Below are 14277 nucleotides of genomic sequence, written 5' to 3'. Positions count from 1 at the left end.
TCTTGCCGACTTAAGCGGCCGCAGAATACAGTTCATCGCGTTTCCGCTGCTTCCTCCCGAATCGAGCGATCAAACCATGCTTCGGCGAAAAGAGGAATGCCAGCAGGAATAACCCACCGGCAACCGTGACCATCGAACCGGCGATCGAAGCATCCAGCCATTTGGCCGCATAATAACCGCCGGCTGCGCTGATCGCCCCGATCAGCACGCTGTAACCGATCATTACACTCAGTCGATCGGTCAGCAGATATGCCGCCGAGGCCGGAATGATCAACATGCCGACGACCAGAATCGCCCCTACGCTCTCAAAAGAGGCCACCGTCGACAGCGAAACAAGCCCCATCAGCAGATAGTGGAACAATGCAACCGGAATGCCTATTGCAGCCGCCAATGCCGGATCAAAGGCACAGAGCTTAAATTGCTTGTAGAAGAGCAAAATGGCTGCAAGCACGATAAGCAGCGTCCCGCCCAGCATCCAGACCGCGATCGGCCCCATATCGTAGCCGTTCCATATCCAGGTATCCCATTGCACATAGGCGATTTCACCAAATAAGACACAGTCCAGATCCAGGTCGATATGCGAAGCGTTCCGGCTGATCAGGATGACACCAACGGCGAAAAGCGCTGTAAACACAATGCCAATCGAAGCATCGGATTGCAAGCCGCTTTGTTGCAGCATCTGGATGAAGAACACCGTGATCAGCCCCAGCACAGCGGCCCCGATTAACATCAGCAAGGAGTCCCGCGAGCTGCTGACCAGAAACGCGATGGCGATGCCGGGCAGCACGGAGTGGCTAATGGCATCCCCAACCATGGCCATTTTTCGCAAGACCAAAAAGCAGCCCAAGATTCCACACGTCGCCGCAACCAGCGTACCAGTCAATATAATCCAAAAATCCGCCATGTTATTCCGCCCCCCTTTCGACCGTGTTCCCGGCTTGCTTGATCATCGCCAGCTCCATCGGTTGCTGGATTTCATTGCGGCTGCGCCAGCGTCGTATCCACTTAGCCAGCCAACCCCGATTTGGCGCAAACACAGCGGAGACGAAAAACAAAGCGGTCGCCGCTAACACCGTCACCGGCCCAGTTGGCAAGTTCGATAAAGTGGAGCTGATCAGCGTACCGGTTACCCCTGACAGTGCTCCGAACACGCCGGCCAGCACAACCATCACGCCCAGCGCATCCGTCCAGTACCGCGCAGCCACAGCCGGGGTAATTAGCAAGGCGGCGACGAGCACCACGCCCACGGCTTGAATGCCCACGACAACCGCCACCACGGTCATCATTAGCAGCAACTGTTCAAGGAAAGCTACTTGAAGCCCCATGCCCCGGGCAAACCCGGGATCAAAGCTCACCAGCTTCAACTCCTTAAAAAGCAACGCGCATATCGAAATCAGCAACACGGACACCGCGCCCATCAAGTAAACGTCAGCCAACATCATGGAAGCCGCCTGACCAAACAAATATTTGTCGAGCCCGCTCTGGTTCCCATTGCCACTATGCTGGATTTGGGTTAGCAACACGATGCCGATGCCAAAAAACACCGACAACACGATGCCCAGCGCTGCGTCCTGCTTGATCCGCGTGTAGCGGGTAATGGCGGAGATACCAAACGTCGCTGCCATCCCGGCGAGGATGGCCCCAAGCATAAACAGCCCCACGGATTTGACGCCGCTTAGCATAAAAGCGATGCAGATTCCTGGCAGCGCGGCATGCGCTAACGCATCCCCAAGCAGGCTTTGCTTGCGAAGATAAGTGAAAGAGCCGATGACGCCGCTGCCCAAGCCAAGCAACAAGGATCCCATCAGAATCCACTGCAGGTTCGGATCCGTGATCCATTGCCATAATGTCGTTAGCATCGCGTCACACCTTCCCCGCAGGCACCGCGCCAAAATCGGCCAGCATAGCAATCTTCCCGCCGTACGTCTTGTGCAAATTTTCCGGTGTAAATGTCTCCTCAGTAGGTCCGGCGGCAATCAACTCACCGTTCAGCAGCAGCACATGATCAAAATATTCCCGTACTGTAGATAAATCGTGATGAACCACCAGCACCGTTTTCCCTTGCTCCTTTAATTCGTGCAGCAGGGCGATGATCGCTTTCTCTGTAGTGGCATCGACGCCAGCAAACGGTTCATCCATAAAATACACGTGCGCATTTTGAGCCAGAGCCCGCGCCAGAAAGACACGTTGCTGTTGTCCGCCGGATAACTGACTGATCTGACGCCCGGCGTACTCCGCCATCCCCACCTTCGCGAGACATTCCAGCGCGATCTGCCGTTCCTTGACTCCGGGGCGGCGAAACCAGCCAAGCTGGCCGTAACGCCCCATCATCACAACATCCAGCGCATTCGTTGGGAAATCCCAATCCACCGATTCGCGCTGCGGCACATAGCCAATCAATTTGCGTTGCTCCCGATAGGACTTCCCATAGATGCGAACTTCACCGTCCAGAGTTGGAAGCAACCCCAGTACAGCTTTTAGCAGCGTAGATTTCCCCGCTCCATTAGGACCTAGTATCCCAATCAACTGCCCTTCCGGGATGTGAAAAGAAACCGATCTTAACACCGGCTTCTTCTGATAAGCAACGGTTAATCGGTTCACCTCAAGCGGATAAACGTTCATTTTGGATCACCCTCTCTAAAGTTATTTCAAGGCCTCAACGATCGTGTTGACATTATGACGGATCATCTCGATGTAGCTATCCGCTTCTGAACCTGGTTCTCCCAGCGAGTCGGAATACAGCTCGCCGCCGATTTTTACCGTATGCCCCAGCTCTGCAGCTCCGGCAATCACCGCTTCCATTGATTTGGTCGGAATGCTCGACTCAACAAATACAGCTTTGATCTTATGCTCAACCAGGAAGTCTCGGAGCTTGGCAACATCCCTTGAACCGTATTCGGCCGCCGTACTGATTCCCTGCAGACCCATCACCTGAATGCCATAGGCATCTCCGAAGTAGCCAAAAGCATCATGAGCCGTGACCAGTATCCGGTCCTGCTCAGGAATTTCTGCGATCCGCTCCTTCACTTCCGCATCCAGCTTCTCTAATTCGGCAATATACGCCTCGGCGTTCTCCCTGTAGACGTCGGCATGGTCTGGATCGTAGGCCGACAACGTGTCGCGGATCGTTTGCGTGGCTGTGATCCAATGCCGTACGTTAAACCAGATATGCGGATCGTACTGCGTCCCCCCGGCATCTGCGCCAGAGCGCAGCTCGCTAGGATCAATGTCCTTCGAGACCGCCACAGTCCGCTTCTTCTGCTCCAATTTCCCGAAAATCTCCGTCATTTTCCCTTCCAAATGCAATCCACCGTAAAACACGACCTCCGCCTGATCCAGCTTCTCGATATCCCCCTGTGACGCCTTGTATAAATGCGGGTCCACTCCTGGCCCCATTAGACCGATGACCTCAACCTGCTCGCCGCCAACCTCCTGAACGACATCTGTGATCATGCCAATCGTAGTCACCACCTTAACAGGGGAATTATTAGCTGATGCGCGAACATGATCAACCTGATCTTGTACTTTGGAACAAGCCACTAATACGATGAACGCCAGCACGCCGAGCGTCATTTTGGCCCGTTCAAACGGGCTTTTCTTGATCTTCATTTCGTCCATTGCGCTACTCCTTTCCTCGAATTTGATTAATGTTGTACATGAGAACACTTGTTTACTTAATCTCTTTTTGTTTTATTTATATAAAAATGTTTCCTTAGGGCAAATTCTAAGCAAAAGATTCCCAAAAAGCAAGAGGAATTTCCCATAAAACAAAAAAAGCCTGCTCATCGCGAGCAAGGCTTCGTTTAATCCTATATTTACTTCTTAGGGTTACCGCCCAAACCGTATTCCCGATCATATGCATCAAAAATTTTCCGAGCAACCGGTGCCGCGCTGTAAGCCCCAAAGCCTCCTTCGGGAATTACAACCGCCACCGCCAGCTTCGGCTTCTCCCTTGGGGCGAACGCAATAAACACGCCGTTATCCAACAGTTCTCCTCTGTAATCCTGCTGCGAAGTTCCCGTCTTGCGGGCAAAATCGTACGGAAACCCCTCAAAGGCATTCACGGCTGTTCGCATCCCTTCAATAACTTCATCCCAATAGGCGTCCTTCATTTTCACTTCGTTAAGCACCTTCGGTTCAAAATGAACCACCACTTGGCCTTCGGCATCGGTGATCTTCTGCACAAGTCTAGGTTGCATGCGTTTTCCCCGATTGGCCAGCGTTGCGGCATATTGCGCCAGTTGCATCGTCGTATATTTGCCCTGCTGCCCGAAGGAGGCATAAGCCAAGCGGGACAATGCCGTCTGCGATTCGTCTTTATAATCCAAGATCCCTCGGAAATCATCAGGCAAATCGATTCCTGTGGGGACGCCTAACCCAAATTGCTTCATGTAATCGTCCCAAACCTGAATCCCTTTGGCTCCATATTTGTTGTACAGCTTCTCCCCGACCATATCGACCATAAATGCATTGGACGATACGCGAATGGCATCTTTCGGATAAAGGGGGCCGTAGACATGCCCGGAGGAATTCCGCACACTCGCTGAATCGTTGCGGCCGAAATAAGCGATCCCTCGATCGTTGTACTTCGTCTTGGTCGTAAACAAACCTTCGTTTAAGCCGATCAACACCGACAATGGCTTGATCGTCGAACCCAGATACACGGTGGACTCAAAATCGTGGTCGGAGCGCCCGGAGGAATACGGCCATACCGTGCCATTCCGATAATTTGACGAAATTTGGTTCCATACCTCATTGGATACTCCGCCAGTTTGCCATACATTCGTATCATAATCCGGCATGCTGGCCATCACGATGACGTTTCCAGTGTCGACTTCCATAGCCACGGCATAACCCGTTTTGGCGTGAGGATGCACTCTACCGGATACTAGGTTTTGATGAACCCACTCGATTTGATCCAGAATCGCCTGTTCTGCGACCTGTTGCACCTTTTTATTGATTGTCGTATGTAGATCGTACCCCTTCTCCGGTGGTACGATTTCGGGAACGCCATTCACCATGTTCCGCGGATCAATCGGCACGCGCTTATATCCGTTTTTCCCCCGCAGTTCCTGCTGATAATATAGCTCCAACCCATCGAAGCCGACAAACTCGTCTTCCGTGTATTGCAGCGCCGGGTCGGCATTTCGTTGTTCCCGTATCGGCTGATACCAAGCCAAATCATATGTGGATTGGAACTTCTTTAGATAACCGATCGTTTGCACCGCAACCAAATCAGGGTCATAGTGGCGCACCGACTCCTCAATGATGTCTATTCCAGGAAACCTGCTTTTTTGAGCAAGGAAATAGGCGGTTTCTTGTTCCGTCAGGTTGCTCTTGATTCGACGTGGAGCAAACCCGCTGCTGCGGCGAAATTTCAAATCCATCGCATCCAGAATCTCTTCCTCCGTCATCTGCGCGTTGGGATCGCCATACGAATCAAACACCTTCTTCAATTCTTTCGCCAGGGCCTCAGCTTCCGTCAAATTGGCTCTGCCCGTTTCAGTTGTAGAATCATAGTTACTTTTCTGTAAAGTCAAATATAAGGTTTGGATTGGCGTGGAATAAGCCAGCTTCGCTCCATCGGCGGACAGAATCGATCCTCGAACCGGCGGCATCGGGACATCCCGGAACCTCATTTTCACCTCTTCCATAGAGATTGATGGTCCTTCGACAAACTGCAAGATGGCAAGTCGGATAATGATGAGGGTGAACAACGCGAAGGCACTGAAGAAAAACAGATTCAGCCGAATATAGAAATGCCGCCGCATGGAGGCTTGCTGTTCCTGGGGATCCTCAATGACGAATTTGTTCATCCACTTTACGCCTCCCTGTTAGTGATGAATCGTCCTTCCATAAGAAAAACGACCCTTTCAACATCGCTGTGAAAAGGTCGTTGCTGTCATTGGATTCAATTAAGGATTCGTTTGCTCGGTTTGATTTCCGTTTTGCTGGGAAGCATTATTGTTTGTCTGTTGCTGATTTTGGTTTTTGGTCTTTTTCGGAACCCCGTCCAAGCCATATTCCTGATCGTATGCATCAAAAATTTTACGGGCAACCGGCGCGGCGCTGTATGCACCAAAGCCGCCTTCCGGGATAACAACTGCTACCGCCAGCTTCGGGTTCTCCCGAGGGGCGAAAGCGATAAATACGCCGTTATCGCGATTGGCACCATCAGCCCATTGCTCCGAGGTCCCGGTTTTTCTAGCAAAATCGTAAGGGAATCCCGAGAAAGCCATGGAGACATCGGTCTCCATACCGCTGATGACCTCTTTCCAATAAGCATCGTTAAATTTGACCTCATTGAGAACTACCGGCTTAAATTCCTTTACGATATTGCCGTCCGTATCGGTAATTTTGCTGACGAGATGCGGTTCCATGCGTTTCCCTCGCGTAGCCAAAGCCGTTGTATATTGGGCGAGCTGCATCGCGGTGTATTTCCCTTGTTGTCCAAAGGAAGCATAGACTAGCCTTGATAAGGCTGTCTCCGATTCATTTGTATACTCCAGATTGCCCAAATATTCTTTTGGCAGATCCACACCCGTCGAAACCCCTAGACCAAACTGCTTCATGTAGTTGTCCCAAATTTCAATCCCTTTCGATCCGTATTTGTTGTAGAGTCTTTCCCCCACCATATCAACCATAAAGGTGTTTGAAGAATGACGGATCGCGCCAGCCGGGTCGATGGAACCATAAGCATGGCGTTGGGAGTTCCGGACACTTGCAGAATTGTTCTTCCCAAAGTAGGCAATACCTGTATCGTTATAATAGGTACTTGTTGTAAACAAACCTTCATTCAAGCCGATCAACACCGATAACGGCTTAATGGTTGAACCCAACAAAATAACAGATTCCAAGTCATGCCCCGACCGCCCCGAACTAATCGGCGTGATCGCCCCGTTCTGATAGTTGGAAGAGATCTTGCTCCAATTCTCAGGAGATATCCCGCCGGATTGCCACACATTGGTATCGTAGTCCGGCATGCTGGCCATAGCCACCACATTACCGGTCTCGACTTCCATCGCAACCGCGTAGCCGGTTTTAGCATTAGGATGAACCTTCCCGGATACCGGGTGGGTATGCACCCATTCGATCTGATCAAGGATTGCCTGCTCAGCGACCATCTGAATGTTCTTGTTGATCGTCGTGTGAAGATCATGGCCTTTTTCCGGCGGCGTAATTTCCGGGATCCCGGTGGCCATGTTCCGCGGATCAATCGGCACGCTCTTATAGCCGTTCTTCCCGCGCAGCTCGTCCTGATAGTACAGCTCCAGGCCGTCGTATCCGACGTCCTCAGTTTCTGTATATTGCAGTGCCGGATCATCGTTCTTCGCTTCCCGGATCTGCTTGTACTTCTCCAGCGATGTAGATGCCCCTTTAAACTTTCGGATATAGCCGATCGTTTGCACAGCTACGGTATCAGGATCGTAATGGCGGATACTCTCCTCAACGATGTCGATCCCCGGAAATTCACTTTTCCGTTCCAAGAAATAAGCAACTTCCGCAGGCGTTAAATCGATTTTAATTCGACGCGGCGTAAACCCGTTATACTGCCGGTAATCAAGGTCCATCGCCTTGATGATGTCCTCTTCCGTCATTTGGGTCTCCGGCGAACCTAATTTATCGAAAACTTCCTTCAGCTTCTTGGCAAGTGCCAATGCTTCCGGACGATTGGCTTTTCCCTTATCCGTGGAATTGCTGTAGTCTTTCTGCAGCGTGATATACAGCGATTGAACCGGCGTGGAATAGGCTAACTTCTCGCCCCCCGCCGCATAAATCGTTCCGCGGGTTGGAGCAAGCGGCACATCCTTAACGCGCAAATTACTCTCCTGTTTAGACAACGTTGGACCTTCTACGAACTGTAATATGGCCAAACGTACGATGATCACGGTAAATATGGCAAAAGCACTAAAGAAAAACATGTTAAGCCGAATGTTAAAATGGCGTTGCATTGCGATTTCTTGTTCTTGCGGATCCTTCGCATAAGTGCTTTTCAAGGCGTTTCCCTACTTTCTATCCCTTAAATCCTCATTTCTTGCAGTCAACTTCTCTATAGTACCATAACGAAATAAGGGGCGGTGAAGTTACGCCCCCTTTCCAGTATTTTTTCATCGCACCAACTTAAATTGCAGCACATACTTAAATCAGCTTGTTAGGGACATGGGTTTCACTGAATGCCGGCGGATTAAACCAGTCGCCGCTCTTGGCCCAGGTCGAATCCAGCGGAATCCAGGCGTCTTTCTCGGACAAGTATACCTCGTTCCAGGCATGAGGACCGTACCCGCCTTGCCCGTCGTATCCAAGTCCGGTCACGACCTTCACCTGAAGTCCAACGGTTCTGGCCATGACGGCATAGAGCCGGGCATAATCGATACACACCCCGCGTTTGGTATCAAACGTCATTTGCGGCGTTTGCTCATGCCAGATGCCTTTCTCCTCATAGTCTTTCACTTTATCGTAATCGTATGACACCCGGGTTCCAACCCAGTCGTATAGGCGCCGGGCCTTCTCTTCATCCGTGTCAGCGCCTTTGGTGATCTCTACAGCGGCCAACTCAATGGATTCGGGAATGTTGGCATCAATCACTTCGTATTTCTGCTGCAGGATGCTGCCAAGCTCTGCTTCTACGCTGCGCGTGAATACCGGCAGCTTCTCCTTGATCAAATTGCCGGTAATCGGCTCAATAATCGTTCTTGCCCCTTGTTGATAGACCGGCGAGGCTTCTACGTAACGGCTGAACCCGCTGTTGGGATACAACGTCACGACAATAAATAAGATGGCGATCAGCATCACGCAACGCGCCGCACCAATCACCGCGCCGATTCCTGCGCCAGCCAAACGGCTCAGCAGCGAAGCCGGACGGTCCCCGCCGGAGAACAGCCAGCCGAACAGACCGCTTCCCCCGCGAACGAACAGCATCGCGAAGCCCGCCAAAGTACGTATGATCCAATAGAGCAGAAGAAAAACGACGGCAAATCGCATCAGCGGAAAATCCCGCACCGCCATGACCAGCATATATAGAACTTGCTCCCACTTCGCCAGCTCTCGATCCGGCAACGGCAGCTCCGTCAGCCAAGTCTGAACCTTCGGAGATAACCACATCGTTAACGGGATGGCGATGGCAATGCCAACCAGCGATAAGACGCCGCCGCTTAATAGCGTGAACAGACGGCCTGCCGAACGGGAGGCTCCGCGCACCAATCCCTGCAGCACCGAGCTGAGAAGCACGGCAAGCAGCAGCACCGTGATCCAGTTATATTCGCTTAGCGTTTGCAGCAATGTCGTCATGTCCAGCTTCATAAGCTCCTCCGTCCAATCTAGGTGTAAGTCGTCATTATCTTAGGTTATTGAGAATTCCGTTTCGCTTCTTGGATGAAAGCCTCCAGCGTGTCGTTCATCGACCATTCACCCAACGAAACGCCGCGGAACGATACTTTCACTTTATCGCTGCCCGCTTGTCCGGTCACTTCCAGATTCGGGGTCGTAATGGTAAACGAACCGTCCGGATTTTGCGTGATTTGGGCTTCCTTCGCTTCATTTTTCATCATGTTCAACGCTTCGGTTTTACTGATGTCGAGGGCTTGTTCCTTCACCGTTGTTACTGCCTCCCCGATATCCTTCAGCGTGATCCCGCTGTAAATCACGATAAATGCGGCGATGACCAGCACCAGTGCCCATTTGACAACCGTTCTCACAAAATTGAGCACAAGGAAGAGAATGACCAGTGCTACAACAATCACCAGCCAATTTTCTTTCAGAAATTCAGTCCATACTTGTACGTCATACATTGATGAATCCTCCATATTTAGATTTTCCATGATTTTTGATTTCTGTATTTTGATTCTAACCCATTATACATGATGGCCCAAGACCATGTCAGCTTAACCCCCAATCCCGCGGAAATCAAGCTTGGATGAAACTTGGATCGAGTAGCGGAGCGTAGCTGGAAGCTACGTGAGCAACGAAGAGACAAGGTGAATTCAAGATTCGAAGTCGAACAGCATCTCCGCCTCTACTTCGTGATGGAAAGCCGATCGGGTAATAAGTTCGTCCATGGGAGCGTACAAGTAATACTAACGTTCATTCTACGCAAAGGAGGGGCGACGCGTGAAAATCGCCTTCTGGCTGTACTTCTTTATGTTTCTGGCTTTCTTCGATCTGCACGCCCAGTACCCGATCCTAACTCCGTTTGCCTTGTCGCTGGGAGCCGCGCCGACGTTTATCGGCTGGATGATGGGGATTTATGCGCTGACGCATCTGCCGGGCAACCTGCTCGCCGGCCAGGGCGTCGACCGTCACGGCAGCAAGCCGTACATGATCTTCAGCCTGGTGACTGCCGGCGGGGTTCTGCTGCTTCAAGCCCATGTAACGGAGCCTTGGCAGCTGCTCGTGCTGCGCTCCATCAGCGGTTTTGTGCTCGCCTTCCTGTCCCCGGCCTGTCTGGCGATGCTCGCCTCGCTGTCCAAAAATCCGGTACAGCAAGGTAAGCTGATGGCCGGTCACGGGGTGATGCATACCGTTGCTTCCGTCGTGTCACCGGCCGCCGGCGCTTTCCTTGTCGCCCAATCCGGCTTTTCCATCGCCTTTCAAATGCTGGGCTGGCTGTTGATCTCGACGGGCATCATTGCCATTTTTACGATCAAGGAGCCTCCCCGTTTGGTTGCGGAAGGTCTGGCCAAATCGGGCTCTGTGAAGTCACGGGTACCGGTGAAGATCAATGTGATCCCTTTGCGCTATTATGTGCTGCCGCTCGCCGTCGCCTGCTCCCAGGGCATTTTGTTTTTTGAACTGCCGCTGCAAGCCGGCGGAGCCGAGGGGATCATGAATACAGGCTTCTATTTTTCCATTATCAGCTTAGGGGCGCTGGTCACGCTGTCGATGTTATTTTTGAGCCGTTATTCCCCTTATTTAAGAGCCAGCATCGGCGTTCTGGGGATCGCCTTATCTTTCTTTGCCCTGGCCGCATTTGAGTTCATTCCGCTTCCCGTCGTGCTTGTGGTCTTAGGGATGGCTAAAGGGGTCGTGTACCCGGCCATAGCTTCGTTGTTTATCGATTTAAGCGGCGGAAAACGGCTGGGTACCGTGTTTTCACTGCAATCGATCGCCATGTCGCTGGGTTCCTTTATCGGCCCGATTGTCGCGGGAGCGATGCACGGCAGCTATTCCCCTTACTTCTTAGCCTTTTTCGTGCTGATGCTTGCCATCATCATCGTCCCGCCCAGAAAGTTCACCGCAACCCTGCCGCCCCCAGTTGGCGCGGGCACCGGACACCACTGATCCATGTCCTTAAGCCTACGGGACAAGTGCAACGGATTTTTCATCCAAGGTTAGGCTGCCGCACAGGGCACATGATAGGGTCCTACATAAGATAATCGTGTAGTAACCGATCATGTTTGAAAGCGGGGTGAACATGAATGGGCGGCATTGACAATTGCGGACCGGGCCCGGTGGTTCCTGGCTATGGATTCTGGACAACGACGGGGACGATCCTCGTGTTGTACATCTTACTGGTAATCATCCTCCGTGCTCCTTTTTATTAATTCTTGTAATCGTTACTGACCCCTGCACACCGGTCTGCCCTCGGGCAGGCCGCTTGTGTTTAAGGGGGCTTTTGCAGCACAAGATTCCATCATCTACCGAAAAAGATGAACCCTCCCTTCCTCTGTTAACGTACTAAAAGATAGAACAAATTTTAAGGGAGGGCTCTAGTTGAAGAAAAAACGAAACTCGATTTTAGCCATCATTCTGACTCTTACGCTATGGTTACCTGGAACGGTTATGGCGGCAGAGGCGCCGCCGGCCAACACCTCACCGCAAGGATTGGAGGAAATCGCCGCCGCGAAGGCCGCATTGCTCACCGAGACGTACGGAACAACCAGCGTTCAGTACGCCCTGGTCGACCATGGCAAACTCCTCGTTTCAGGACAAGCCGGAAAGAATGATCCTGAAGACAAAATCCCGCTGACCGCTGAAACGATATATGGCATCGGATCGACCAGCAAAATGTTTACGACCGCTGCCGTTATGAAACTGGTCGATCAAGGTAAAATCAACCTCGATTCGCCGTTGGTTAATTATATCCCGGAGTTTAAGATGAACGATGAGCGATACAAGCAGATCACGCCGCGCATGCTGCTGAACCATTCCTCAGGTTTAAGGGGATCCAGTCTCACCAACGCGTTTTTGTTCGAAGACAACGACCCTTATGCGCATGATACGCTGCTTGACCAACTGGCCAATCAATCCCTGAAGGCTGACCCAGGAGCGTATTCCGTATACTGCAACGACGGATTTACACTGGCGGAAATTTTAGTCGAACGTGTCAGCGGGATGGATTTTACGGATTTTATCCACCAGGAATTCACCGGACCGCTTGGGATGGAGCATACGTTGACGCCGCAGGACGGTCTCGACTTTGACAAGCTTGCCGCACTCTATGCACCAGGAAATCCACAGCCATTACCGAAGGAAACGGTGAATGTAATCGGGACGGGCGGCGTTTACTCGACCGCTGAAGATCTGGTGAAATTCGCCGGCTTGTTTACGGGCGAAGCCGACAACATTTTGTCCAAGCAAGCAGCTAAAGCGACGACACAACCGGAGTATAAAAGAGGGATCTGGCCTCAGGATAACGACAACAGCGTCGACTTTGGTCTAGGCTGGGACAGTGTAAAACTGTTTCCTTTTAATGAATACGGTATCCAAGCATTGGCCAAAGGCGGCGATACATTGCTGTATCATGCCCAGCTGGTCGTGTTGCCAGAGCAACAAATGGCAGCAGCGGTTCTCTCCTCCGGCGGGTCCAGCTCGCTGAACCAATTGCTTGCGAACGAAATCCTGCTCCAAGCGTTAAAGGAGAAGGGGACGATTTCCGAGCTCAAGCCAGCCAAATCCTTTGGTACGCCGGAACAAGCGGACATGCCTGAAGAACTCAAGCAGTTCAGCGGATATTATGGAGCCACCAACCAGCTGATCCGCATCGATGTCGCCGATGGGGAAATCCAAATCACGTCCCCGTTTGCGCCTGGCGAATCGTTAGGACTTCCTAAGCTCGTGTATACGAAAGACGGAACCTTCGTCAGCGAGGACGGATCACTGAAAGTCAGCTTTGTGAAAGAGAAGAACGGACGCACCTATCTGTGGGAAAGACAATACGCCACCGTTCCTGAATTAGGCCAGCTCGCCCTCAATCTGTACTCCGCAGAGAAACTTACGGACAACACCATTTCACCGGAAGCGGAGGCAGCCTGGAAGCAACGCGATGGGAAAAGTTATTACCTCGTATCGGAAAAATACAGCTCGATGGCCTACTTCATGATGTTGCCAGTTGTCCAAATGAACCGTACGGACAGCCTGCCCGGTTACGTGATGGACAAGCAAATTACAGGCCCTGATACCCTGATGGGCAAACATCAGGTTCCAGCGACGGGCAGCCGAGACTCCGAAGAATATCGCTTCTTCACTCAAGGTGGAAGTGAATATTTGGAGGCCGGCGGCGCCTTGTACCTCAGCGGCGATCAAATCAAAGAGCTGTACCCTGGCAAGAAGTCCACGGTGACCTTGCAGCCGTCTGAACAAGCGCGTTGGTACACGATTCCGGCAAAAGCAGCAGGAAAGACGATCACGGTGGAACTTCCAGCCAAAGCCTCCTTTGCCGTGTATGATGCTGCAGGGGCTTGCGTGAACTTCTCGGTAGCCAGTGGCAGCACCCAAGTGAACCTGCCTGAGAACGGAACGATTGTGTTTATTGGTGATCCAGGCATGCGCTTTGGCATAGAATTGAACTAATCGAATCGAACAGCCCTTATTTTCTTATCTAGTTTCTAGCAGTTTTGCATGAAGTCCCCTCCCGGGTATAAACTAGAACGTAATAACCCCAGCTTGGTGGTTTACGTTTAGCCTGGAGGGGATTTATTTTGCCAATCAGCATCATTGTGGAAGGGAAGAACGACCGCAGTAAGCTGCGGCGCCTATTAGATGAAGAAGTCCGCATTTACTGTACGTTTGGGACATTAAATCATGAGAAACTGGAGAGCTTGCGGAAGAAGGTCAAGGATGACGAGTTGTTTCTGTTCCTCGACAACGATCCTTCCGGCAAACGAATTCGCGGCGTACTTCGGGATGCTTTTCCCGATGCGGAGCAAATTTACACAAGACGGGGATATGCCGGAGTCGAAGGAACACCCGATGAATACCTGATCGCTCAATTAGAAAAAGCCGGGCTGGAGGAATACATCATCTATCCCCCAACACCGGCTACCTATGACAAGTTTTGAT

The 14277-nt window shown here is 51.6% G+C and carries 11 protein-coding genes; 3 read left to right on the top strand and 8 right to left on the bottom strand.

Annotated features, from left to right (window positions below; all coding sequences use genetic code 11):
• Window positions 1-10: 10 nt before the first annotated feature.
• From PBA01S_RS14600 to PBA01S_RS14565, 8 genes are all read right to left on the bottom strand, one after another.
• On the bottom strand, window positions 11-904 hold the full coding sequence (locus tag PBA01S_RS14600; RefSeq protein ID WP_028539802.1) for a metal ABC transporter permease: 894 nt from the start codon (window positions 902-904) through the stop codon (window positions 11-13).
• A 1-nt stretch (window position 905) separates the two neighbouring features.
• Window positions 906-1859: a metal ABC transporter permease gene (locus PBA01S_RS14595; RefSeq protein ID WP_127576251.1), complete on the bottom strand. Its 954-nt coding sequence runs from the start codon at window positions 1857-1859 to the stop codon at window positions 906-908.
• Between the two features lie 4 nt (window positions 1860-1863).
• Window positions 1864-2622: a metal ABC transporter ATP-binding protein gene (locus PBA01S_RS14590; protein ID WP_085279626.1), complete on the bottom strand. Its 759-nt coding sequence runs from the start codon at window positions 2620-2622 to the stop codon at window positions 1864-1866.
• 21 nt (window positions 2623-2643) lie between these two features.
• Complete coding sequence (locus PBA01S_RS14585; protein WP_127576250.1) at window positions 2644-3618, bottom strand: metal ABC transporter solute-binding protein, Zn/Mn family; 975 nt, start codon at window positions 3616-3618, stop codon at window positions 2644-2646.
• 197 nt (window positions 3619-3815) lie between these two features.
• Window positions 3816-5816, bottom strand: a complete 2001-nt coding sequence (locus PBA01S_RS14580) for a peptidoglycan D,D-transpeptidase FtsI family protein (protein WP_127576249.1) — start codon at window positions 5814-5816, stop codon at window positions 3816-3818.
• Window positions 5817-5915: 99 nt separating this feature from the next.
• Window positions 5916-7952: a peptidoglycan D,D-transpeptidase FtsI family protein gene (locus PBA01S_RS14575; RefSeq protein WP_051416917.1), complete on the bottom strand. Its 2037-nt coding sequence runs from the start codon at window positions 7950-7952 to the stop codon at window positions 5916-5918.
• A 187-nt stretch (window positions 7953-8139) separates the two neighbouring features.
• Entirely contained in the window at window positions 8140-9300 is a 1161-nt protein-coding gene (locus tag PBA01S_RS14570) for a transglutaminase domain-containing protein (protein ID WP_016310931.1), read from the bottom strand.
• Window positions 9301-9344: 44 nt separating this feature from the next.
• On the bottom strand, window positions 9345-9788 hold the full coding sequence (locus PBA01S_RS14565; RefSeq protein ID WP_028538783.1) for a hypothetical protein: 444 nt from the start codon (window positions 9786-9788) through the stop codon (window positions 9345-9347).
• A 319-nt stretch (window positions 9789-10107) separates the two neighbouring features.
• On the opposite strand from PBA01S_RS14565, the gene PBA01S_RS14560 reads away from it, so the two are divergent.
• From PBA01S_RS14560 to PBA01S_RS14550, 3 genes are all read left to right on the top strand, one after another.
• The gene (locus PBA01S_RS14560) at window positions 10108-11277 is read left to right on the top strand and encodes an MFS transporter (protein WP_009224750.1); all 1170 of its coding nucleotides are present in this window, start codon (window positions 10108-10110) and stop codon (window positions 11275-11277) included.
• A gap of 432 nt (window positions 11278-11709) precedes the next feature.
• The gene (locus PBA01S_RS14555; protein WP_127576248.1) at window positions 11710-13788 is read left to right on the top strand and encodes a serine hydrolase domain-containing protein; all 2079 of its coding nucleotides are present in this window, start codon (window positions 11710-11712) and stop codon (window positions 13786-13788) included.
• 128 nt (window positions 13789-13916) lie between these two features.
• On the top strand, window positions 13917-14276 hold the full coding sequence (locus tag PBA01S_RS14550; RefSeq protein ID WP_028538786.1) for a toprim domain-containing protein: 360 nt from the start codon (window positions 13917-13919) through the stop codon (window positions 14274-14276).
• The last annotated feature ends 1 nt before the right edge of the window (window position 14277 follow it).

It is taken from the genome of Paenibacillus barengoltzii NBRC 101215 (assembly GCF_004000745.1).
Taxonomy (GTDB): Bacteria; Bacillota; Bacilli; order Paenibacillales; family Paenibacillaceae; genus Fontibacillus; species Fontibacillus barengoltzii.
The sequence above is the reverse complement of the archived record's forward strand: the minus strand, read 5'-3'. Positions and strand labels throughout refer to the sequence as shown.